Annotated in this window: 20 protein-coding genes and 1 riboswitch; of the genes, 4 read left to right on the forward strand and 16 right to left on the reverse strand. The window is 36.7% G+C overall.

The window, feature by feature from the left end:
• Nucleotides 1-315: 315 nt before the first annotated feature.
• On the forward strand, nucleotides 316-3,411 hold the full coding sequence (locus tag B3C16_RS03270) for a leucine--tRNA ligase (RefSeq protein WP_291128691.1): 3,096 nt from the start codon (nucleotides 316-318) through the stop codon (nucleotides 3,409-3,411).
• Between the two features lie 198 nt (nucleotides 3,412-3,609).
• The gene (locus B3C16_RS03275) at nucleotides 3,610-4,284 is read left to right on the forward strand and encodes a zinc metallopeptidase (RefSeq protein WP_291128693.1); all 675 of its coding nucleotides are present in this window, start codon (nucleotides 3,610-3,612) and stop codon (nucleotides 4,282-4,284) included.
• A gap of 50 nt (nucleotides 4,285-4,334) precedes the next feature.
• Here the strand turns inward: B3C16_RS03275 and B3C16_RS03280 are convergent, their stop codons facing one another.
• The 8 genes from B3C16_RS03280 to B3C16_RS03315 all read right to left on the reverse strand — a co-directional run bounded on the left by B3C16_RS03280 (nucleotide 4,335) and on the right by B3C16_RS03315 (nucleotide 14,062).
• Nucleotides 4,335-4,943 (reverse strand): hypothetical protein, encoded by a 609-nt coding sequence (locus B3C16_RS03280; RefSeq protein ID WP_291128695.1) that lies wholly within the window; start codon nucleotides 4,941-4,943, stop codon nucleotides 4,335-4,337.
• 43 nt (nucleotides 4,944-4,986) lie between these two features.
• Nucleotides 4,987-5,493: a cytochrome P460 family protein gene (locus B3C16_RS03285; protein WP_291128698.1), complete on the reverse strand. Its 507-nt coding sequence runs from the start codon at nucleotides 5,491-5,493 to the stop codon at nucleotides 4,987-4,989.
• A gap of 156 nt (nucleotides 5,494-5,649) precedes the next feature.
• Nucleotides 5,650-6,603, reverse strand: a complete 954-nt coding sequence (gene metF / locus B3C16_RS03290; protein WP_291128700.1) for a methylenetetrahydrofolate reductase [NAD(P)H] — start codon at nucleotides 6,601-6,603, stop codon at nucleotides 5,650-5,652.
• Between the two features lie 105 nt (nucleotides 6,604-6,708).
• Nucleotides 6,709-9,396, reverse strand: a complete 2,688-nt coding sequence (gene metH / locus B3C16_RS03295) for a methionine synthase (RefSeq protein WP_291128703.1) — start codon at nucleotides 9,394-9,396, stop codon at nucleotides 6,709-6,711.
• 50 nt (nucleotides 9,397-9,446) lie between these two features.
• A complete protein-coding gene (locus tag B3C16_RS03300; RefSeq protein ID WP_291128705.1) occupies nucleotides 9,447-10,439 on the reverse strand; it encodes a homocysteine S-methyltransferase family protein in 993 nt (330 codons plus the stop codon).
• 3 nt (nucleotides 10,440-10,442) lie between these two features.
• Nucleotides 10,443-11,618, reverse strand: a complete 1,176-nt coding sequence (locus B3C16_RS03305; RefSeq protein ID WP_291128707.1) for a trans-sulfuration enzyme family protein — start codon at nucleotides 11,616-11,618, stop codon at nucleotides 10,443-10,445.
• Between the two features lie 8 nt (nucleotides 11,619-11,626).
• Nucleotides 11,627-12,592 carry an alpha/beta fold hydrolase gene (locus B3C16_RS03310; protein WP_291128709.1) on the reverse strand — a complete coding sequence of 322 codons (966 nt, stop codon included), beginning with the start codon at nucleotides 12,590-12,592 and terminating at the stop codon, nucleotides 11,627-11,629.
• Between the two features lie 57 nt (nucleotides 12,593-12,649).
• Nucleotides 12,650-12,752, reverse strand: a riboswitch (SAM riboswitch).
• 77 nt (nucleotides 12,753-12,829) lie between these two features.
• Nucleotides 12,830-14,062, reverse strand: a complete 1,233-nt coding sequence (locus tag B3C16_RS03315; protein ID WP_291128711.1) for a 3-deoxy-D-manno-octulosonic acid transferase — start codon at nucleotides 14,060-14,062, stop codon at nucleotides 12,830-12,832.
• An 82-nt stretch (nucleotides 14,063-14,144) separates the two neighbouring features.
• On the opposite strand from B3C16_RS03315, the gene B3C16_RS03320 reads away from it, so the two are divergent.
• Both B3C16_RS03320 and galE read left to right on the forward strand, forming a co-directional pair.
• Nucleotides 14,145-15,275 carry a DegT/DnrJ/EryC1/StrS family aminotransferase gene (locus B3C16_RS03320; protein ID WP_291128713.1) on the forward strand — a complete coding sequence of 377 codons (1,131 nt, stop codon included), beginning with the start codon at nucleotides 14,145-14,147 and terminating at the stop codon, nucleotides 15,273-15,275.
• 53 nt (nucleotides 15,276-15,328) lie between these two features.
• A complete protein-coding gene (gene galE / locus B3C16_RS03325; RefSeq protein WP_291128726.1) occupies nucleotides 15,329-16,342 on the forward strand; it encodes a UDP-glucose 4-epimerase GalE in 1,014 nt (337 codons plus the stop codon).
• Here galE and queG read toward each other — a convergent pair whose 3' ends face one another.
• From queG to nrfD, 8 genes are all read right to left on the reverse strand, one after another.
• Nucleotides 16,343-17,263, reverse strand: coding sequence for a tRNA epoxyqueuosine(34) reductase QueG (gene queG, locus B3C16_RS03330; protein WP_291128729.1), 921 nt, complete (start codon nucleotides 17,261-17,263; stop codon nucleotides 16,343-16,345).
• The gene (ruvB, locus tag B3C16_RS03335) at nucleotides 17,260-18,282 is read right to left on the reverse strand and encodes a Holliday junction branch migration DNA helicase RuvB (RefSeq protein ID WP_291128732.1); all 1,023 of its coding nucleotides are present in this window, start codon (nucleotides 18,280-18,282) and stop codon (nucleotides 17,260-17,262) included. Before ruvB ends, queG begins: the two co-directional genes overlap by 4 nt.
• 84 nt (nucleotides 18,283-18,366) lie before the next feature.
• Nucleotides 18,367-20,163, reverse strand: coding sequence for a cytochrome c oxidase subunit I (locus B3C16_RS03340; RefSeq protein WP_291128736.1), 1,797 nt, complete (start codon nucleotides 20,161-20,163; stop codon nucleotides 18,367-18,369).
• A gap of 35 nt (nucleotides 20,164-20,198) precedes the next feature.
• Nucleotides 20,199-21,353, reverse strand: a complete 1,155-nt coding sequence (locus tag B3C16_RS03345) for a cytochrome c oxidase subunit II (protein WP_291128739.1) — start codon at nucleotides 21,351-21,353, stop codon at nucleotides 20,199-20,201.
• A gap of 18 nt (nucleotides 21,354-21,371) precedes the next feature.
• Entirely contained in the window at nucleotides 21,372-22,691 is a 1,320-nt protein-coding gene (locus B3C16_RS03350; RefSeq protein WP_291128740.1) for a quinol:cytochrome C oxidoreductase, read from the reverse strand.
• A gap of 20 nt (nucleotides 22,692-22,711) precedes the next feature.
• Nucleotides 22,712-23,263, reverse strand: a complete 552-nt coding sequence (locus B3C16_RS03355; RefSeq protein WP_291128743.1) for a c-type cytochrome — start codon at nucleotides 23,261-23,263, stop codon at nucleotides 22,712-22,714.
• Nucleotides 23,264-23,267: 4 nt separating this feature from the next.
• Nucleotides 23,268-23,792 (reverse strand): DUF3341 domain-containing protein, encoded by a 525-nt coding sequence (locus tag B3C16_RS03360; protein ID WP_291128745.1) that lies wholly within the window; start codon nucleotides 23,790-23,792, stop codon nucleotides 23,268-23,270.
• A 4-nt stretch (nucleotides 23,793-23,796) separates the two neighbouring features.
• The gene (nrfD, locus tag B3C16_RS03365; protein ID WP_291128748.1) at nucleotides 23,797-25,188 is read right to left on the reverse strand and encodes an NrfD/PsrC family molybdoenzyme membrane anchor subunit; all 1,392 of its coding nucleotides are present in this window, start codon (nucleotides 25,186-25,188) and stop codon (nucleotides 23,797-23,799) included.
• Nucleotides 25,189-25,200: the final 12 nt, after the last annotated feature.

The following is a 25,200-nucleotide window of genomic DNA, read 5'->3' on the forward strand; positions in this document are numbered from 1 at the left end:
CAAAGAGAACGAGGTTTAATTTCTCACACACGATATATCTCTGAAGGATTATCAAGGGATAGACATAAATCACTCGTTCTCATCACTATCTAATCATAATGATTGAACTGTAACAAATTTACGAATACAAACATACGAGGGACAGCAGCCTTGTGGAGCTCCCGCAATGCAATGGAGGAGCGACGGCGTATGGCCCGACCTGACATTTTTGGAAAAAATGACAGGGCACGCCCGAAAAAAAATTATTTTTGCGACCTAAACTAAAAATTCCATTTTTTGACTTTAGACATTTGAATTTCAAACTTTAGACTTATCATGAAATACAATCCCTCGGAAATAGAACAAAATTGGCAAAAATTTTGGGCAGCAAATAAAACTTTTAAAGCAGAACAACCTGAACCCAAAACCCAAAACCTAAAACCTAAATTTTACGTTTTAGACATGTTTCCTTATCCGTCGGGCGCTGGTTTGCACGTAGGTCATCCGCTGGGTTATATTGCTAGTGATATTGTGGCGCGTTACAAACGTCATCAGGGGTTTAATGTGTTGCATCCGCAAGGGTATGATTCGTTTGGTTTACCTGCGGAACAATATGCGATTCAAACGGGGCAACACCCCGAAAAAACCACGCGTGAAAATATTGCGCGTTACCGTGAACAACTAGATAAAATTGGGTTTTCGTTTGATTGGGACAGAGAGGTAAGAACTTCAAATCCGGATTATTACAAACATACCCAATGGATTTTTATTCAGTTGTTTAATTCGTGGTATAATAAAGACACCGATAAAGCCGAAGACATTTCAACCTTAATTGCTGTTTTTGAAAAAGAAGGAAATGCTACAGTAAATGCAGTTTGCGATGACAATATCAATCCATTTACAGCAACGGAATGGAATGCTTTTTCAACTGAGGAAAAACAAAAAATATTATTACAATACCGTTTAACTTATTTAGCCGAAACCGAAGTAAACTGGTGCCCTGCTTTGGGAACCGTTTTGGCGAATGATGAAATCGTAAACGGCGTTTCGGAACGTGGCGGTCACCCAGTGATTCGTAAAAAAATGACCCAATGGAGCATGCGCATTTCTGCCTATGCCGAAAGATTATTACAAGGTTTAGACTCAATAGATTGGAGCGAATCGATAAAAGAATCACAAAGAAATTGGATTGGGAAGAGTGTAGGAGCAATGGTAAGCTTTAAAGTCATAAGTAGTAAGGATGAAGTAGGAAATATTGATGTTTTCACAACAAGACCCGACACCATTTTTGGCGTTACGTTTATGACTTTGGCGCCTGAGCACGAATTGGTTTCTCAAATCACAACGCCAGAACAAAAAGCTGCTGTGGAAGCTTATGTGGAAGCTACGGCTAAACGTTCGGAAAGAGAAAGAATGGCGGATGTAAAAACCATTTCGGGGGTATTTACTGGTGCGTATGCCGAGCATCCGTTTACTAAGGAACCGATTCCTGTTTGGATTGGCGATTATGTTTTGGCTGGCTACGGAACAGGCGCTGTAATGGCTGTGCCTGCGGGCGATGAGCGTGATTATGCTTTTGCGAATTTCTTTAAAGGACAAAATGGAATGCCCGAAATTAAAAACATTTTTAATCAGGATATTTCCGAAAAAGCCTTTACTGAAAAAAGCGGTTTTGAATTAATAAACTCCGACTTTTTAAACGGTTTGGGTTATAAAGAAGCGACTAAAAAAGTCATAGATCAATTAGAAGCCATCGGGCAAGGAAAAGGCAAAACCAATTACCGTTTGCGCGATGCGGTATTTTCTCGTCAAAGATATTGGGGCGAACCTTTCCCCGTGTATTACGTGAATGGTTTACCGCAAATGATTGACGCACAACATTTACCCATTGTGTTGCCAGAGGTAGAAAAATATTTACCTACCGAAGATGGTCAACCGCCTTTAGGCAACGCCACTGTTTGGGCTTGGGACACCGTAAATAACAAAGTAGTTAATAATGATTTGATTGACCACGTTACCGTTTTTCCGTTGGAATTAAACACCATGCCTGGTTGGGCAGGAAGCTCTTGGTATTGGATGCGTTATATGGATGCAACAAATGAAAATGAATTTGCTAGCGCAGATGCTTTAAAATATTGGGAAAGTGTTGATTTATATTTAGGCGGAAGCGAACATGCCACAGGGCATTTATTGTATTCTCGTTTTTGGAATAAATTTTTGAAAGACAAAGGATTTGCCCCAACCGAAGAACCCTTCAAGAAATTGATCAATCAGGGGATGATTTTGGGAATGAGTGCGTTTGCATATAGATTAAATATAAATGGAATATTAGGAGATGAAATTGAAGAAAAAAATATTTTTATATCCCACACTACAAATAGCACCATAAGAAGTGTATGTAAAAAATACAGCATCAATGAAATACATTTTAATTGGAAAAACATTAATGATCCAATAGATAAAATTATCCTTTTTGATAAGGAATGTCGTGTTCTAATAATAGAATATAAAAGTGATTTTGAAGTTTTTAATATTTTGAAAGACAAACTCAAAGCTATTTATGGCAACACTATTTTTTCTATTGAGATAAGTCCAGAGTTTTATCCTAAACACGTTAACTTATCATGCATTAACGATATCACTAATGAATTAAACATAGAAGCATTCAAAAATCATCCATTATATTCTGAATATAAAGATGCTGAGTTCTTTTTAGAAGATGGCAAATACATCGTTGGACGCGAAGTCGAAAAAATGTCCAAATCCAAATACAACGTGGTAAACCCTGATGACATTTGTAACGAATACGGAGCCGACACTTTGCGTTTGTACGAAATGTTTTTAGGACCTTTGGAGCAAGCCAAACCTTGGAATACCGCAGGAATTACAGGTGTATTTGGTTTCTTAAAAAAATTATGGCGTTTGTATTTTGACGACAACGGTTTAAACATCACCGATGAAGAACCAACGGCAGACATGTACAAAACCTTACACAAAACCATTAAAAAAGTAACTGAGGATATTGAGCATTTTTCGTTCAATACATCTGTGTCACAATTTATGATTTGTGTAAACGAATTGGCACAATTAAAATGTCACCACCGCGCCATTTTAGAACCTTTAGCCATTTTGATTTCGCCGTATGCCCCACACATTGCCGAGGAATTGTGGAGTCAATTGGGTCATCAAGGTTCCATTTCAACGGTTCCATTTCCAATATATGAAGAGAAATATTTGGTAGAAAGTGAAAAGGAATATCCTGTTTCATTCAATGGAAAAATGCGTTTCACCCTAAAATTACCTTTGGATTTAACACCTAAACAAATTGAAGAAATGGTATTGGCAGACGAAAGAACCCAAGCCCAGTTAAACGGAAACGCACCTAAAAAAGTGATTATTGTACCGGGGAAGATTATTAATTTGGTGGGTTAGTGATTGGGGTGTTGGGTGTTGGGTTTTAGGTGTTGGGTTATAGGTGTTAGGTGAAATTATTAATATATCTACACCAAAAAAAAACAAAGACCCAAAACCAAAGACCCAAGACCTAGTTAAAAAAATCTGAAATTCTGTCATAGTTGTTCGTTTGGCTTTATCTTTGAAATCTGAAAAACAAAATAAAACATTTTAGTTATGGGAATGATCCTAATGATTCTGATAATGGGCGCCAGTTGGTTGGTGAGTTATCGTTTAAAAAGTAAATTCGAAGAATATTCTAAACTGCATTTACAAAACAGCATGAGCGGTGCTGAAATCGCTGAAAAAATGTTGGCAGACCACGGTATTTTTGATGTAAAAGTGATTTCTACCCCAGGTAGATTAACTGACCACTACAACCCAGCAGATAAAACCGTAAACTTAAGCGAAGCAGTGTATAACCAACGCAATGCAGCAGCTGCGGCAGTAGCGGCTCACGAAGTTGGGCACGCCGTGCAACATGCTACGGCTTACGAGTGGTTAACCATGCGTTCTAAATTAGTACCCGTAGTTTCATTTGCGTCTAACATCGTACAATGGATATTGTTAGCCGGCGTTTTAATGATTAATAAATTTCCAGAATTGCTATTGGTTGGTATCGTGATTTTTGCTGCCACTACTTTGTTTTCGGTAATTACCTTACCGGTAGAATACGACGCCAGTAATCGTGCTTTGGCTTGGTTAGAAAACAAACGCATGTTAAACCATCAAGAACACGACGCGGCTAAAGATGCTTTAAAATGGGCTGCCAGAACGTATGTAGTTGCTGCGATTGGTTCTATTGCTACTTTATTGTATTACGTAATGATTTATATGGGAAGAAGGGATTAATCTTCCTTTTTAATCCTCATAAATAAAAAGCCTTCATAATTGAAGGCTTTTTATTTTTTTAACCAATACTGAGGATACAGAATTAATTTTCCAATATAAATGGGAGCATTAAAAGTATCGCTCAACAAATTATCTCCGTTAAAAATTCTACGATACCCTACGCCTATTCCAACGCCTATCCAAGGTCTAATTTTATAACTGGTTTGCGTTGAAGTTTCATTAACCCACAAATTAACCCTAGCGGCTCTTACCACATCATCATCTACCGTAGTTCTTACAATTGACAGTTTTCCAAAACCAATTTGTTCTGTAATCAACCACTCCCACTTATCGTTTTTATAGACAATTAAATCGGCAAATAAGCTACCGTACCAAAAACCAATATCAACAGTGCCTCTGACATCATTTTTTTGATTAAAAAAAGTAACTTCAACCGGACTAGTTATAAACGAAACACCTCCTCCTACACGAAGTCTGTTTTTATATTGAGAGCCCACCTTGGCTCCTAAAATTAAGATATCTGTGTTTCGAATACTAGAGAAACGATTATCTAACTGAAAGCTGAATTTCCAATTTTTGGGTATAGAATCTTGAGCAAAAATTACATTATTTAAAAAACAACAAAATAATAACCCTAAAAAAAACTTAATGTAAGTCATTATTTATTTTTAATTTTTTTTCTAGACACCTAAACAGTATTAACTAATTAAAATACTTATTCATTAACATGTAATCAATATTCTCTGCCTGAGAATGGCAAGAAATACATGATTTCCCTTTGTTAGAAGCCGATTCAGCGACACTTCCATCAGAATTAATATATCCCCAAACCCAACCTTTAGCATCTGCAAATTCATGGCCCGACTTTTTGTACAACACCGCATATCTTGCTACCGAAGAAGCATCGTTACGCAATTCTTTTACAATTAAGGAACCTTCTGGAAAAACAGCTCCGGCTTTCACTTTCCCTTCTTCAGTTAGTTGAGAAGCGGCTACTGCATTAAATCGAGTTTTTAAAAACGGATAATTATGTGCGCTTCCAGAACTTTTATCCAATAAAGCATCTGACTTTTTATACCATGTAAAACCATCTGTTTTTATGGACATTTCTAATAATTCTTTGTCGGTATTCGTAACTACTTTTTCGTCATCTTTATCACAAGACAACAAAAAAACCAAAGCAAATAATGAATAAATGATTTTTTTCATAATTAAGATTTTTAGGGAATAGGTAAATGTGTGTGAATGATTTATGTAAAAATAAAACCCTTCCTAATAGAATATGAAAAATTAACAAAACCTTATTGTTTTTTCAACCCTGCAAAACCTCCTAATCTTAAACAATTACTTGCTAAGCGTTTATATTTAAAACACCGCCTCGGCTACCGCTTTAATATTGTCAGATTTACCCATAGAGTAAAAATGAACAAACGGAACGCCTGCGGCGATTAACTCTTTACTTTGCTGAATACACCACTCAATACCTACTTGTTTGACTTGAGCGTTGGTTTTACATTTCAACACTTCGCTAACCAATTCTTGCGGAATATCTAAACTGAATACGTGTGGTAAAATCTGTAAATGACGTTGTACGGCAATGGGTTTTAAACCCGGAATAATCGGTACGTTAATACCAATAGCTTTCGCTTTGGCTACAAACTCAAAATATTTTTTGTTATCAAAAAACATTTGGGTAACTACATAATCAGCGCCTGCCTCTACTTTTTCTTTTAGCTTTTGCAAATCAAATTCTAAAGAAGGAGCCTCCATGTGTTTTTCTGGATAACCTGCTACACCTACACAAAAATCGGTGTGCATTTCATTATCCATAATATCGTGTAAAAACTTCCCTTTATTCAAATCGCTAATTTGTTTCACCAAATCAACTGCATAAGTGTGCCCTCCTTTAGTAGGCTCAAAATACTTTTGGTCTTTCATGGCATCGCCCCGCAAAGCCACTAAATTGTCAATTCCTAGGTAATGACAATCCACCAACATGTATTCGGTTTCTTCTTTAGTGAATCCGCCACAAATCACATGCGGAATGGCATCTACCTGATATTTATGCATAATAGAAGCACAAATCCCAATGGTTCCCGGACGCATACGGGTAATTTGTTTGTCTAACAAACCATTTTTATTCACATACACATACTCTTCACGCGAAGTAGTTACATCAATAAACGGAGGTTTAAACTCCATTAATGGCGTAATGTTATCGTATAATTCTTGAATGTTTTTTCCTTTTTGCGGTGGTATTACCTCAAAGGAAAATAAAGTTTTCCCTTGGGCTTGTGCGATATGATCGGTTACTTTCATTTTATTAGGTTTTAGGTGTTGGGTATTGGGTGTTGGGTGTTGGGTGTTGGGTTTTAAAAAAATTAAAACCTAAAACCCTTGACCAAAAACCTAAGACCCAAAAATCTACTCCGCCAAATTAGGGCTTAACCATTTTTCGGCTAATTCCTTAGAAATCCCTCGGCGTTGTGCGTAATCTTCTAATTGATCTTCTTTGATTTTTCCCAATCCAAAATATTTGGCTTCTTTATGGGCAAAATACATTCCTGAAACAGCTGCGGTTGGGAACATCGCCAAACTTTCGGTTAAGGTTACACCTATATTTTCTTCCACATTTAACAATTTCCACAAGGTTTTTTTCTCTAAGTGGTCCGGACAAGCTGGATAACCCGGTGCCGGACGAATCCCTTGATACGCTTCTTTAATCAACTCTTCATTGCTTAAATTTTCGTTAGAACCATATCCCCAAAATTCTTTACGCACTTTATCGTGTAAATATTCTGCGAAAGCTTCTGCAAAACGATCGCCTAAAGCTTTCACCATAATGGAATTATAATCGTCCATTTTTTGTTTGTACTCTTCTGCTTTTTCTTCTACTCCAAAACCTGTGGTTACACAAAATCCGCCGATATAATCTTTTAATCCAGTTGATTTTGGCGCCACAAAATCTGCCAAAGCGATATAAGGTTTGCCTGGAGCTTTTGCTGATTGTTGACGTAAAGTCAATACGGTTTCGGCTACTTGGGTTCTGGTTTCGTCGGTATAAATTTCTATATCGTCAGCATTATCAGCCGTATTGGCAGGAAATAATCCGTAAACTGCTTTAGCGGTAAACCATTTTTCTTTTAAAATGCATTGCAACATGGCTTGAGCTTCTTTATACAATTCCGAAGCTTGCTCACCTACTACCTCATCTTTTAAAATATTTGGAAATTTTCCGTGCAATTCCCAAGATTGAAAGAAAGGAGTCCAATCCAAATAAGGCACCAACTCATTAAAATCTAAATCATCAATTACATGAACACCTAGTTGTTTTGGTTTATAAACCTCATCGGCTTTCCAATCTATCTTAAACTTTTGCGCACGAGCGTCTTCTAATTTTACATATTCTTTGGTTCGGGCACGGCTTAAATAACCTTCACGCAATTCATCATATTCTGCGTAAGTTTTTCGCAAAAATTCTTCTCTGGTATCATCGTTAATTAACGTACTTACTACAGGCACGGAACGTGAAGCATCCAACACATGAATCACTCCATGATCGTATTGTTCTGAAATTTTTACGGCAGTATGCGCTCGTGATGTAGTCGCCCCACCAATCAACAACGGAATTTTAAAATCCAATCGTTTCATTTCTTTGGCAATATGTACCATTTCATCTAACGATGGCGTAATTAATCCACTTAATCCAATCACATCTACGTTGTGTTTTTTGGCTTCTTCCAGAATTTTTTCTGGCGGAACCATTACGCCTAAATCTATGATTTCATAATTATTACAAGCCAATACTACACCCACAATATTTTTTCCAATATCGTGCACGTCACCTTTTACGGTAGCTAATAATACTTTTCCTTGTGGTTTTGAATTTTCATCTTTTGCAGCTTCAATAAATGGCATTAAATAGGCTACGGCTTTTTTCATTACCCTTGCCGATTTCACTACTTGCGGTAAAAACATTTTTCCATCGCCAAACAAATCTCCTACTACACCCATTCCAATCATCAAATGTCCTTCGATAACTTCTAATGGTTTGGCCACTTGTAAACGAGCTTCTTCTACATCTTCTACAATATATAAATCCAATCCTTTAACCAAAGCGTGGGTGATGCGTTCTTGCAAAGGTTTGTTACGCCATTCTAAATCAAAAACTTGTTCTTTTTTAGCCCCTTTTACCGAATCGGCAAAATCCAACAAACGCTCTGTGGCATCGTCTCTGCGGTCTAAAATCACATCTTCTACATACTCCAATAAATCTTTAGGAATATCATCATAAACCTCCAACATCGCTGGGTTTACAATTCCCATATTCATTCCTTTTTTTATGGCATGATATAAAAATACCGAATGCATGGCTTCGCGCACGGTATCGTTTCCTCTGAAAGAAAAAGACACATTACTTACCCCACCACTTACACTTGCGTTGGTTAAGTGAGTTCTTACCCAATGCGTAGCTTCTATAAAATCAATAGCATTTCGGCGGTGTTCATCCATACCAGTTGCCACAGGAAATATATTCAAGTCAAAAATGATGTCTTCGGACGGAAAGCCCAATTCATGCACCATAATATCGTACGAACGTTTAGCAATTTCGCAACGACGTTCATAATTATCAGCCTGACCTACTTCGTCAAAAGCCATTACAACTACAGCTGCTCCATATCGTTTCAACAATTTTACATGATGACGGAACGCTTCTTCTCCTTCTTTTAATGAAATGGAATTCACTACACATTTACCTTGCACTACTTTTAATCCAGCTTCTATGATGTCCCATTTAGAACTGTCAATCATAATTGGCACTCTAGAAATATCAGGTTCTGCCATGATTAAATTTAAGAAACGAACCATCGCTTCTTTACCGTCAATCATACCGTCATCCATATTAATATCGATGATTTGTGCACCACCCTCTACTTGATCACGGGCAATATCTAAGGCTTCTTCGTATTTTTCTTCTTTGATTAAACGCAAGAATTTTCTGGAACCCGCTACATTGGTTCTTTCTCCTACGTTAATAAAATTCATGTTGGGACTTAAAACTAAAGGTTCTAACCCCGACAACTTCATGTATTTTGTTTGTTGTATGCTCATTTGAAATAATTGAATGCGTTAATTAATGGTACGAACTACGCTACAAAACCTTAAATAGGTCTGGGCTTGTATTGAGCCGCCAATTCCGCAATGGACTTAATGTGAGCTGGTGTGGTTCCACAACACCCACCAATAATATTGACCAATTTTTTATCTAAATACTCTTTAATGTGTGTTGCCATTTGTGCTGGTGTTTCATCGTATTCTCCAAAGGCATTAGGTAATCCTGCATTTGGATGTGCCGATACCCCAAACTCGGTATTGTGTGCAATGGCCTCTAAATGCGGAATCAGTTGATTAGCACCTAAAGCACAATTCAACCCTACCGACAATAACGGAATATGCGACACCGAAATTAAAAAAGCCTCGGCAGTTTGCCCAGACAACGTACGTCCACTAGCGTCGGTAATCGTTCCGCTTAACATCACGGGCACATCAATTTTTCTTTCCTCTTTTACTTCTTCAATCGCAAACAAAGCCGCTTTAGCATTTAAGGTGTCAAACACGGTTTCTACCAACAACAAATCTACTCCACCATCCAATAAAGCTTCCGCTTGTTGTTTGTACGCAATGCGCAAATCATCAAAAGTTACTGCTCTATAACCCGGATCATTCACATCGGGCGACATACTTGCTGTACGATTGGTTGGCCCCATAGAGCCCGCTACAAAACGTGGCTTATGAGGTTCTTTAGCCGTAAATTCATCGGCTACTTCGCGAGCAATTTTAGCCGATTCATAATTCAATTGATACACATATTGCTCCATTTCGTAATCTGCCATCGCAATAGTAGTACCCGAAAAAGTATTGGTTTCCGCAATATCAGCACCCGCTTCAAAATACTTGCGATGAATTTCTTTAATCGCCTCGGGTTGCGTAATCGACAACATGTCGTTATTCCCTTTTACCGATAAATGATAGTTTTTAAACTGCTCCCCACGGTAATCTTCTTCAGTAAATTTATATTGTTGTATCATGGTACCCATAGCACCATCGAGTACCAAAATGCGTTCTTTTAAGGCTTGTCTAATATCTGCTTTCATGTTTTATAAAGCTGAAGCGTTCAACGCTTGATTAATATCTGCAATAATATCTTGTATGTTTTCTAATCCTACGGAAATACGAACCAAACCATCAGTAATACCTACTTCGTTGCGGTCTTCTACCGACAATTTACTGTGTGTAGTTGAAGCTGGATGCGTTACAATGGTTCGGGTATCCCCTAAGTTCGCCGCCAAAGTACACATACGAATGGCGTCTAAAAATTTACGACCTGTTTCTAAATCCTTTACTTCAATCGCTACAATATTGCCTCCTAACTTCATTTGTTTTTGGGCAATTTCATATTGCGGATGCGATTTTAAAAATGGATATTTTACTTGTTTCACCTGCGGGTGACTTTCTAAAAAAGTAGCCAATGCCAAAGCATTTTCACAATGTTTTTCTACACGAACGGCCAAAGTTTCTAAACTTTTAGACAATATCCAAGCGTTAAAAGGCGACAATGAAGGCCCTGTGTTTCGGGCAAACAAATAAATTTCACGCAACAAATCGGCTTTACCAACGGCAATTCCACCTAAAACACGTCCTTGTCCGTCCATTAATTTAGTCGCTGAATGCACCACAATGTGCGCTCCAAACTTGATGGGCTGTTGTAAATAAGGCGTTGCAAAACAGTTGTCAATCACTAAAATTAAGTTGTGTTTTTTAGCAATCTGTCCTAAAAATTCTAAATCTAAAATATCTACTGCCGGATTGGTCGGCGATTCTGCATAAATGATTTTAGTATTCGGTTTGATGTACGATTCGATGTTTGCTACATCGTTTACGTTAAAATAACTCGTATTGATATTCCATTTTGGAAAATACTTGGTAAACAAAGTATGGGTAGAACCAAACACCGAACTACACGACACAATGTGATCGTCACTACTTAACAAAGCGGCAAACGTATTGTAAATCGCTGCCATTCCGGTACTGAATGCCAAACCATCTTCGGCTCCTTCCATCTGACATACTTTTTCTACAAATTCCGAAGTATTTGGATTAGAAAAACGACTGTAAATATTGCGGTGTTTTTCTTCGGTGAAAGACGCTCTCATGTCTTCGGCATCTTCAAAAATAAAACTAGAGCTTAAATATATAGGTGCAGAATGTTCTAAAAATTCAGAGCGATTGATTTGAGCTCTTATGGCATTGGTTTCAAAATTATCGTATGGCATGGTGTGTTTTATTTAAATATTTTACTTAAGATTTTTTCTAATTGATCAAATTCAATTAAAAAGGCATCGTGCCCGTGAATGGAATGTATTTCGTCGTAATATACATTGTCTTTTACCTTTTTCATTTCCAAATAATCGTCGTGATTTTCTTTACGGGTAAAAAACAAATCGGTATCAATAGCCACAATGTAAATAGCACTTTGAATATTTGCCACTACTTCGGGCATGGTTCCACGTCCTCGGGTAATGTCTACCGTTCGCAATAAATTATTCATCATGCGGTAGGCAGTCAACTGAAATCGTTTTTGCAATTTTTCACCGTGATGCATCAACCAACTTTCTACGTTAAAAACGTGTAATTCTTCGTTGGTAGAACGATTGAATTTAAGTTTATACGATTCAGGCGTACGATATAAATTCATGGCATGCATTCGGGCATCGTAAATCGGATTAGATGAATTGTTTAAAATGGCTTCTTGAACTAATGTATTAGCAATCATCCAATCTGTCGCTTTCCAATCTGTAGCAATCGGAATTAGATTTTGAATCAATGTAGGTCGTAAAGCCGCTAATTCCCATATAATTCCTCCGCCAATGGAACCTCCAATAGCCGAGAATAATTCTTTTACTCCCAAACTTTTTAATCCTGCACTAAAAATCTTAGCGATATCACGGGCGGTAAAATTTTTGTATTTATCAATTACATACTCATTAAAACAATTTCCTGGCACATCAAATGCCAATACTGAATATTTTTGAGTATCAATCACCTTACCATCACCTATAACTTCTGACCACCAACCTTCTTCACCAGCCACAGTTGAATTTCCTGTAAGTGCATGCACCACCAATACCACAGGTGCTTCTCCTAAAGGTTTTCCAAAAACCTGATAAGACAAAGCTACAGCATGGTAATGGGCGCCGTTTTCGGTTCCGTAATCAATAATCGTAATTTCTTTAAACTTATTTTTCAAGGTGTAACTTTTTAATATTTATAGCTATAAAGAAGTTGCACCAAAGGAGTTTTCTTGTTGTTATCTGTCCAGCGAACTGGTAGAACGTAGCACCTTCTTTTTAGGAAAAGGGTTGCCAAGACTTCACAGGGTCTATTCCCTCGGTCTTTCTTTATAACATTTCAAAACGTAAAAGAACTAAAAATTCTAGACTGCAAAGTAAACAAATGATTCACGATAAAACAAATAGAACTAAAGCTATTTTTTATTTATCAATTTTAAAATCAAATCCGTAGCTCCGGCATTTTGCAAAACATAATCCGACGCTAATTTGCCTAATTGTTTTTGACGTTCGGGATCAACTAATAAACCATCCAAAACAGCATTTAATTCCTTTTGATTATCCACCACAATACAAGCTTCTAAATCGACCAAATCAACCGCTTCTTTAAATTTTTTAAAATGGGGTCCAATCACAATCGGCACTCCAAAAACCGCGGGTTCTAATATGTTGTGTATTCCAGAGCCAAAACCTCCACCTACATAAGCCACATCGGCGTAAGCATATACCTTGGTTAAAAAACCTACGGCATCAATAATTAATACTTGTGCATTTTTTAAATCACTTTGGTCTTTTTCGGAATATAAAACCACCGCTTTTTGAATAGACTTTTTCAGTTGTTGGATTTGTTCAGATTTAATATTGTGCGGAGCGAAAATCCATTTCACAGACAAATCAGACTGATTAATATATTCCACCAACAACTTTTCATCAGCAGGCCAAGAGCTTCCAATAACTACCGTAGTTTGTTCTTGGGTAAATTCGGTAATAAAATCTAATGAATTATTGGCATTCAACACCTCCACTACCCTATCAAAACGAGTATCTCCACTCACACTCACATTGGTTTTTCCGATGCTTTTTAACAAATTTTCAGAAGTTGAATCTTGCACAAAAAAATGCGTAATACTTTGTAAGCAATTTCTATAAAACCCACCATACCACTTAAAAAACACTTGATTTTCCCTAAAAATACCCGAAACCAAATACGTAGGAATATTTCGTTTTTTTAGCTCTTTTAAATAATTAGGCCAATATTCATACTTCACAAAAAAAACTTTTTCGGGATGCACCAACTGTACAAAACGCTTCGCATTAAAAAGAGTATCTAACGGCAAATAACAAACCACATCCGCAAAAGGCGTGTTTTTACGAACTTCGTAACCCGAAGGCGAAAAAAAAGTAAGCACAATTTTATGTTGTGGAAATTGTTGTTTCAACCTTTTCATAATCGGCAATCCTTGTTCGTATTCCCCCAAAGAGGCCGCGTGAAACCAAATGACTTTGTCCGATGGTTGGATGTTATTTTTCAACAGTTCCCAAACCAACTTTCTACCCTGAATAAAGCTTTTCATCTTAGCCGAAAACAAAGCCGTTACAGGCAAAATCCAAGCAACAATTTGGGTAATTAAACGATATATAAAAAACATCCTGATTTGAGTTTAAGTATAAATGCCACAACAATTGCGACTACCAAATAAATGGTTATTTTTGCTTACTTTATTCTTCACCATGAAAAAAATTCAAATGGTTGACCTTCAAGGTCAGTACAAATATATCAAAGATACCGTTAACACTTCTATACAAGAAGTTTTAGAAACCAGCACTTACATCAACGGACCAAAAGTACACGAATTTCAAAAAAACCTAGAAAATTATTTAGGCGTAAAACACGTCATCCCCTGCGCTAACGGAACCGACGCTTTGCAAATTGCCATGATGGGACTAGGTTTAGAACCTGGCGACGAAGTCATTACCGCCGATTTCACCTTTGCGGCTACCGTAGAAGTGATTGCCTTGTTAAAATTAACGCCTGTTTTAGTGGATGTGGATTTGCACAACATGAACATTTCATTAGAACGCATTAGACAAGCCATTACACCCAAAACCAAAGCCATTGTTCCAGTGCATTTATTTGGTAGAGTAGCCAATATGGAAGCCATTATGCAGATTGCACAAGAACACAATTTATACGTTATAGAAGACAACGCACAGGCCATAGGAGCCGATTGCAAATTTTCAGACGGAAGCAAAAGAAAAGCAGGAACCATCGGACACGTTGGTGCTACCTCATTTTTTCCATCAAAAAACTTAGGATGCTACGGAGACGGAGGTGCTATATTCACCAACGACGACGCTTTGGCTCATACGCTTAGAGGGATTGTAAATCACGGCATGTACGTGCGTTACCACCACGATGTTGTTGGAGTAAATTCCAGATTAGACAGTATACAAGCCGCTGTTTTAAATGCCAAATTACCTTTATTAGACCAATACAATCAAGCCCGACAAAACGCCGCGCGCAAATACACCACAGCCTTACAAGGTCATCAAAACATCATCGCGCCAAGCATTTGCGACACCTGCGACTGCCATGTATTTCATCAATACACCCTAAGAATCATCAATGCCGACCGCGATGGACTCATGCAACATTTACTAGGCAAAGACATTCCGTGCGCCATCTATTACCCGATTCCTTTACACAGTCAAAAAGCCTATGCCGATGCGCGTTACAAAGAAGAAGATTTTCCCGTAACCAATCAATTGGCAAAAGAAGTCATTTCGTTACCCATGCACACGGAATTAGATGACGAACAAATCAACTATATTACCCAAGCTATTCTAGAATATTTAAAATAATTGTGAATTATATTAAATCTTTTAAAAAACTTTCGACTTAAAACTAAAACTAAATGAAAATACTCGTAACTGGTGGATTAGGATTTATTGGTTCGCACACTGTGGTAGAACTTCAAAACAAAGGATTTGAAGTGGTGATTGTAGACAACCTTTCCAATTCTTCTTTAGACGTAATTGAAGGTATTACCGCAATCACTGGCAAAAAACCCTTGTTCGAAAATCTTGATTTAAGAGACAAAACCCGTTTACGTGCTTTTTTTGAAAAACACCAAAACATTATAGGTGTGATTCACTTTGCGGCTTCTAAAGCGGTTGGAGAAAGTGTAGGCAATCCATTATTGTATTACGAAAACAATATCAATGCCTTAGTATATTTATTACAAGAATTACAAAAAAAGGAACAAGCTCATTTTATTTTCAGTTCTTCTTGCACCGTATATGGTCAGGCAGAAAAAATGCCGATTACCGAAGATGCCCCTGTAGTAAAAGCCATGTCGCCTTACGGAAACACCAAACAAATCGGAGAAGAAATCATACAAGACGTAGCCAAGGTAAGTAACATCAACAGCATCTTACTTAGATATTTTAATCCTATTGGTGCGCATCCAACTGCAGCTATTGGAGAATTACCTTTAGGCGTTCCTCAAAATTTAGTGCCTTTTATTACCCAAACGGCTATTGGTTTGCGTCAAGAATTATCGGTATTTGGCAACGACTATCCTACCCCAGACGGAACAGCCATTAGGGATTATATTCATGTCGTAGATTTAGCCAAAGCCCACGTAGTAGCTTTAGAACGATTAGTCCATAAACAAAATGCCGAAAAAGTAGAGGTTTTTAATCTAGGTACCGGAACAGGAAGTTCTGTTTTAGAAGTCATCAAAGCTTTTGAAAAAGTAAGCAACACCCAATTACCTTATAAAATTGTAGATCGCCGAGAAGGCGACGTTACCCAAGCCTATGCTGACACCACAAAAGCTAATAAAGTATTGGGTTGGAAAACCGAATCAAGTTTAGAAGATGCTCTAGCAAGTGCTTGGAAATGGGAACAAAAAATTAGAAAATAATTATTTTAAAAAATCTATATTTCTTTTAAACCCTTCAAATTTGGTTCTTTTTATCGGAGAATCCCTAAACACTTTTTTGAATACGTCTTCGGTAATTTCTTGCCAATCTTGTTTGGTGTAATTTAAAATTTCCGCTTTAGGCTGAAACAAAGGTTCTTGATGCGGTTTTGAAAATCGATTCCACGGACACACATCCTGACACACATCACAACCAAAAACCCAATCGTCTAAATAACCTTTGGCTTCAACAGGTATTTGATTTTTAAGTTCTATGGTATAATACGAAATACACTTACTACCATCCACCACATACGGCTGTATAATGGCTTGTGTGGGGCAAGCGTCCAAACAAGCGGTGCAACTACCACAATGATCGGTTGTAGGAGTATCATATTCTAACGGCAAATCCACAATAAGTTCTGCAATAAAATAAAAAGAACCCACTTTTTGGGTAATCAAATTGCTGTTTTTTCCAATCCAACCTAATCCACTTTTGGCAGCCCAAGCTTTGTCTAACACAGGTGCAGAATCTACAAAAGCACGCCCTTGCACCTCGCCAATTTCGGTTTGAATATTGTGTAAGAATTCTTGTAGTTTCTGTTTGATTACGGTGTGATAATCTGTTCCATAAGCATATTTGGAAATCTGATAACTTTCTGGATTTTGAGTTTCGGAAGGATAATAATTCAACAATAAAGAAATCACACTTTTGGCACCTTCCACCAACAGCGTGGGATTTAATCTTTTGTCAAAATGGTTCGCCATATAAGCCATTTCTCCGTGGTAATTATTTTGCAACCATTGATCTAAACGAGGAGCTTCTTGTTCTAAAAATTCAGCTTTGGAAATACCACAAGACAAAAATCCGAGGCGTTGGGCTTCGGATTTTATAAATGAGGTATATTCGTTTTTAGCTATCAAAACAATCCGCCTTGTATATTGTTTTTTATTTTACCCAAGTGTTTATAAGCTTTTTCGGTGGCTTCACGCCCACGAGGTGTACGCATAATAAAACCTTCTTGAATCAAAAAGGGCTCGTAAACTTCTTCTATGGTTTCTCCGTTTTCAGAAACCGCAGTAGCTAAGGTAGACAAACCAACAGGGCCTCCTTTAAACTTTTCTATAATGGTGTACAAGATTTTATTGTCCATCTCGTCCAAGCCGTGCGTATCCACATTCAAAGCTTTTAAAGAATATTTAGCAATATCAATATCTATTTTTCCTGTGCCTTTGATTTGGGCAAAATCGCGAACCCTACGCAATAACGCATTAGCAATCCTAGGTGTGCCACGACTTCTACCTGCAATTTCAATAGCAGACTCCATATTAATAGGTACTTTTAAAATGGAAGCACTGCGTTCTACAATGGTGGTTAATAATTCGGTATTGTAATATTGTAAACGACTTTGTATTCCAAAACGCGCCCGCATAGGGGAAGTTAACAAACCCGAACGTGTGGTGGCACCCACCAAAGTAAAAGGATTTAAATTGATTTGAACACTACGGGCATTGGGCCCAGATTCAATCATAATATCAATTTTGAAATCCTCCATGGCAGAGTACAAATATTCTTCAACCACAGAACTTAAGCGATGGATTTCGTCTATAAATAAAATATCTCTTTCCTCTAAATTAGTTAACAAACCTGCTAAATCACCTGGTTTATCTAACACCGGGCCAGAAGTAATTTTAATACCTACCCCTAATTCATTGGCTAAAATATTGGCTAACGTGGTTTTTCCCAACCCTGGAGGTCCATGAAACAAAGTATGATCCAAGGCTTCTCCTCTTAATTTTGCTGCTTCTACAAAAACTTTCAAATTATCCAAAACCTGCTCCTGACCCGTAAAATCATCAAATGATAAGGGTCTTAATTTTTTTTCGAGATCTAATTCCTCGGGATTAAAATGTTCGTTGGTAGGATTTAAATTTTCATTCATATGAGCAAAGATAACGCAAGCGCATGGTAAAAAAAAAGCCTTTTTACAGTTGTGTAAAAAGGCTTTTATATATTTTAAAAATGACTAGTGATTCAACACTTGCTCTCCTGGTTTCATAGGAACAGTTTGTGGAACAAAATCTTCTTCGTGGTAAGGATTGCTATAATCATATGGCCATCTGTGTACTTCTGGGATTGCTCCAGGCCAGTTTCCATGAATGTGTTCTACTGGTGCAGTCCATTCTAAAGTATTTGATTTCCAAGGATTCATCTCTGCTTTTTTACCGTAGAACATACTATGGAAAAAGTTCCATAAGAATACCAATTGGAAAGCACCCCCTACTAAAGCAAAAGCTGTAATTAAGACGTTAACGTCTGCTAAATCATCAAATAAAGGGAAAGCAGTATTGGTATAATATCTTCTTGGTAAACCTGCCATTCCAATAAAGTGCATCGGGAAGAAAACTCCATAAGCACACACTGCGGTTACCCAAAAGTGTACGTATCCTAAATTTTTGTTTAACATTCTACCGAACATTCTAGGGAACCAATGGTAAATCCCTGCAAACATTCCGTATAAAGCTGAAATACCCATTACCAAGTGGAAGTGAGCAACCACAAAATAAGTATCGTGAACGTTAATATCTAAAGTACTATCTCCTAAAATGATTCCTGTTAAACCTCCTGTAATGAAAGTTGAAACCAAACCAATAGAAAATAACATCGAAGGATTTAACTGTAAATTTCCTTTCCACAAAGTAGTTATGTAGTTAAATGCTTTTACTGCTGATGGAATAGCAATTAATAAAGTAGTGAAAGTAAATACCGAACCTAAGAAAGGATTCATACCTGACACGAACATATGGTGACCCCAAACAATCGTTGATAAAAAGGCAATCGCAATGATTGATGTTACCATCGCTCTATATCCAAAAATTGGTTTTCTAGAATTGGTGGCAATAATTTCAGAGGTTATCCCTAAAGCTGGTAATAATACAATATATACCTCTGGGTGACCTAAAAACCAAAACAAGTGCTCAAACAATACTGGAGAACCACCTTGGTAATGTAAAACTTCTCCGCTGATAAAAATATCAGACAAAAAGAAAGAAGTACCAAAACTACGGTCAAAAATCAACAATAAAGCAGCCGATAATAATACTGGGAATGAAATAATACCAATAATTGCAGTAACAAAAAATGCCCAAATCGTTAAAGGTAAACGAGTCATTGACATTCCTTTTGTTCTTAAGTTAATAACCGTAACTACATAATTTAAAGACCCCATTAAAGAAGAGGCAATAAATATAGCCATAGAAACTAACCATAGAGTCATCCCTGTTCCAGATCCTGGAATCGCTTGAGGTAAAGCACTTAAAGGCGGATAAATTGTCCAACCAGCAGATGCAGGTCCAGCTTCTACGAATAAAGATATAATCATGATTACACTAGATAAAAAGAATAACCAGTAAGAAATCATATTCATAAATCCTGAAGCCATATCACGCGCTCCAATTTGCAATGGAATTAAAAGGTTACTAAACGTACCACTTAAACCTGCTGTTAAAACGAAAAACACCATGATGGTACCGTGAATGGTTACTAAAGCCAAATACACGTCGTTTTTCATGACTCCGTCTGGAGCCATTTTATCACCTAAAAAGATTTCAAATACTTTGAAAGATTCTTCTGGCCAAGCCAATTGCATACGGAACAAAAGAGATAATCCTACACCAATAACCCCCATAACGATACCTGTAAGCAGGTACTGTTTGGCAATCATTTTATGATCAATACTAAATATGTATTTAGTAATGAATGTTTCTTTGTGATGGTGATCGTGTTCTTGACTGTGATCGTTTTCGTGAGCTGATGCTGACATAATCTTTGGTAGATTTAAATATTATGTAAGATTAATTATTTTTTATCGTTAACCACTGCTGAATCCTTAGCAACCACTACTGAATCTTTAGCAGGAATTTCTTTTACTTCGGTTTCTGTTGTATTCTGAGCTTTAAGAGCCTCTCCAAAGGTAGGTTTATCTTTTAACCAATTCTTAAACTCATCTGCAGATTCTACCACTATTTTCATTTGCATGTTATAGTGAGAAGCTCCACATATCTTGTTACATAATAACAAGTAATCAAAAGTATAAGGTTCTAATGCTTCTTCTCCTTTAGCTTTAAGCACTTCGCTTTTTTTAGCTCTAATTTGATTAATGGTATTTACTTTTTCAACAATCGCAGGATCCTGACGCATTTCGGCAGTAGTGATGATAGGTGTAAAAGCAAACTGAGTAACCATACCCGGAACACAGTTCATCTGCGCACGGAAATGAGGCATATAAGCAGAGTGTAAAACGTCCTGAGAACGGATTTTAAACAATACTTTTTTACCTTTTGGTAAGTGTAATTCGTTAACTACAATATCATCTTGGGCATTTGGGTCAGTAGCATCAATACCCAAAGTGTTAATTCCTTGTATGTATCTTACGTTAGATTTTCCTAAAGTGTTGTCTTTTCCTGAATAACGTGCTTCCCATCCAAATTGTTTAGCATATAATTCTACGACCATTACTTCTTCGTCTTCTGGAACAAACATAATGGTATTCCAAGCATATAATCCGTATAAAATCAAACCGAATAAAACCACTACAGGGATACCTGTCCAAAGCAATTCTAGTTTATTATTATCGGCAAAAAACAAAGCTTTAAGTCCTTTTCTACCACGGTATTTGAATGAAAAATAATGCAATAAAGCCTGAGTAAACGTTTGTACAAAAAAGATAAGCACCATAGAAATGTTCATTAACATATCTACTTCTGCACCATGTTCAGAAGCTGGAGTTCCCAGTACTAAATGTCCCCATTTGTACAATCCATAAATGGTAAATATGTAAATGAATCCCAAAAAGGCAAACATCAAATAACCATTCACATTATTATCTGCGTCATTGGCAACTTGACTATCATCAGATTGTGCTCCTGCTTGGGTAAGATCAAAAATCTTCACCAACTGCCAAACTGCAATAGATATTAAAACTAAAACAACTATAATCAACAAACTGGTCATACAATAATGTATTTACTATTAATAATGAAAATGTTTACTTTCTTCGATAAATGGGTTTCTCTTAGGTAATAAAGGAGATTTGGTAAGGGCATTGAAAACCACATACACAAACAATCCAAAGAAAAACAAAACAGAACTGATTTCTGATACGCCAATAAACCATTGAGTACCTACAGTAGCCGGCATAATCATATTGAAAAAATCAACATAATGACCTAATAAAATCACTACTCCTGCCATTACAATAATCCAATTCAAACGTTTAAAGTCTGTATTGATTAAGATTAGGAAAGGGAATATAAAATTCATCACTACCATACCAAAAAACGGCAAATTGAAATCTTTAATTCTGGTTACAAAATAAGTTACCTCTTCTGGAATGTTAGAATACCAAATCAACATGAACTGTGAAAACCACAAGTAAGTCCAAAAAATACTGATACCAAACATGAATTTAGCTAAATCATGGATGTGACTTGTATTTACATATTCTAGGTAACCTTTAGATTTTAAATAAATAGTAACTAAAGCGATAGAGGTTATTCCACTCACAAAGAAACTGGCAAAAACATACCATCCAAATAAAGTACTGAACCAGTGTGGATCTACAGACATAATCCAATCCCACGACATCATAGATTCAGAAACAATAAAGAATACTAAGAAAATAGCTGATAATTTAAAGTTCTTTTTATAATTAGTATTGTCATTAGCCGCATCTTGAGCTAAAGAATTTTTTCTAGAAAAATGACGATATAAATTCCAACCTAATAAAAAGATGAAAGCTCTTACTAAAAAGAAACCTGCATTTAACCAAGTTGATTTACCAGCAATTAAAGCATCGTATTTAGGACTTTTCACATCCAACAACTCTGCATCCATCCAAACAAATAAATGATTAAAGTGTAAAGTGGATAATACAAGTAATATAAATAAAATGATAGAACCTGGCAATAAATAACTAGCAATACCTTCCATTACTCTGAACAATACAGGAGACCAACCTGCTTGTGCCACTTGTTGCAAAGCATAAAACACCAAGGCTCCTAAAGCGATTAAAGTAAAAAACAAAGCTGCTACATATAAAGCTGCCCAAGGTTTATTTTGTAACTGGTGTAAAACATGCTCTAAGTGAGCGTTGTGTTCTGCGCTAGCTGCATGATCGTTTGCGGTAACATGATGTGCATTGGCATGTGCATCATGGTGCTGATCCTCTAGAATTTTTTCAACATCCTTTATGTCGTTAGGTTTAGTAGCAAAACCATATCCAATCCCCAACAATCCTAATATCATCAGGATAATTGAAAACGTTTTAAGCTTTTTTGAAAATGTGTACATATCTAAAAAATCAATTATTTCTATTTGGATAAATCAGCCTTTAATTTTAAAACGTAGTCAGTAACCAACCATCTTTCGTTTGGAGACAACTGATTGGCATGAGAACCCATGGAATTTAATCCATAAGTAATTACATGATAAACACTTCCTTCTGTGATTTGTCGGTCTGCATAATTAGGAACTCCTAAGAACTTTTCACGTTCTACTAATTTTCCTTTACCATTACCCGTTTCGCCATGACAAATTGCACAGTAAATACCGAATAATTCTTTCCCTTTTTCTGGATTTCTAGATAAAGAATCTAAAGGCGATTTCAAATTAGCTTTAGCCAATTCATAACCTTCGGTTGTATTGGGATACTCATAAGGAATAAAACCTCTTTTTACCGTACCTTTTACAGGAAGCTGAGCTTCTTGACCATTTTTGAAAGCATCTGACTCAGCATAAGTTTCATACCCTACCGATTGATACATATTTGGAAAATACTGATAATTAGGTTTGCTGTTATCCTTGCAAGAAACGACTGCTAAGGAAAATACGGCAAGCATTAAAAATTTAGATACTATTCTCATGTGACTAGTGCTTATCAATTACTTTAACTTCAATAGCGCCAGTAGATTGTAAAAATGCTACTAACTCCTCTTCTTTATCAGAAACAGATACTTCCATAATAAAGTGATCATCTGTTGTTCTTACATCTGGATTCTCTGCTTTTTTAAAGGGCCATAACTTACTTCTCATATAAAAAGTAATTACCATTAAGTGCGCGGCAAAAAACACGGTTAACTCAAACATAATAGGCACAAAAGCGGGCATGTTTTCGATGTAACTGAAACTCGGTTTACCCCCAATATCTTGTGGCCAATCTTCAATCATAATGTAATTCATCATCCAAATCGCAACAGACAATCCTATAGCTCCATAGATGAATGAAGTAATGGCTAATCTGGTTGGAGCTAAGCCCATGGCTTTATCTAAACCGTGAACAGGAAACGGAGAATATACTTCTTCTATATGATGATGAGCTTTACGAGTCTGCTTTACAGCATCCATTAAAATATCGTCATCATTGTAAATGGCATGTACAACTTTATTACTCATCTTATTAATGGTTTTTTGCTTCGTTTATTTTTTTGTAATTATCTCCAGAAGATTTTAAAATGGTTTTCACCTCTGCTTGAGCAATCACAGGGAAAGAGCGAGCGTATAAAAGGAAAAGCACAAAGAAAAATCCAATTGTTCCAATAAAAATTCCAATATCTACAAATGTAGGAGAGAACATTGTCCAAGAAGATGGTAAGTAATCTCTGTGTAGTGAAGTCACAATAATTACAAAACGCTCGAACCACATTCCAATATTTACTACAATAGAGATAATGAACGAGAACATAATACTTGTTCTTAATTTTTTAAACCACATAAACTGAGGAGAGAAAACATTACAAGTCATCATTGCCCAATAAGCCCACCAGTAAGGACCAGTTGCTCTATTTAAGAACGCATATTGTTCATATTCAACTCCTGAATACCAAGCTACAAATAACTCAGTAATATAAGCTACCCCAACAATAGAACCTGTAATCATAATGATGATGTTCATTAATTCTATGTGTTGAATAGTAATGTAAGCTTCTAAATTAGATACTTTTCTCATGATGATTAACAAGGTATTTACCATCGCAAATCCAGAGAAAACCGCTCCAGCCACAAAGTAAGGAGGGAAAATTGTGGTATGCCATCCTGGTATTACCGAAGTAGCAAAGTCAAAAGATACAATCGTGTGTACAGAAAGTACTAAAGGCGTAGCTAAACCAGCCAAAACTAAAGATACTTCTTCAAAACGTTGCCAATCTTTTGCACGTCCACTCCAACCGAAACTCAATACAGAATAAATGTGTTTTGTAAAAGGCGTTACTGCTCTATCTCTTAACATCGCAAAATCAGGTAACAAACCAGTCCACCAGAAAACTAAGGATACTGATAAATAAGTAGAAATCGCAAATACGTCCCAAAGTAATGGTGAGTTAAAGTTTACCCATAAAGAACCAAATTGATTTGGAATAGGCAATACCCAATAAGCTAACCAAGGACGTCCCATGTGAATAATTGGAAACAAACCTGCTTGCATTACCGAAAAAATAGTCATTGCTTCTGCAGAACGGTTAATAGCCATTCTCCATTTTTGACGGAACAACAACAATACAGCAGAAATAAGGGTACCTGCGTGACCGATACCTACCCACCATACAAAGTTGGTAATATCCCAAGCCCAACCTACAGTTTTATTTAAACCCCAAGTTCCAATTCCTGTAGAAATGGTGTAAATCATACAACCTAATCCCCACATGAAAGCGGCAAATGCAATTGAAAAAACAATCCACCACTGTTTGTTAGCTCTACCTTCTACAGGTTTTGCCACGTCTATTGTTACATCGTGATAGGTTTTATCACCAATAACTAAAGGCTTTCTAATGCTTGCTTCGTAATGAGACGACATATCCTTTATTTT

This window comes from Flavobacterium sp. UBA7682 (assembly GCF_002482945.1).
GTDB lineage: Bacteria > Bacteroidota > Bacteroidia > Flavobacteriales > Flavobacteriaceae > Flavobacterium.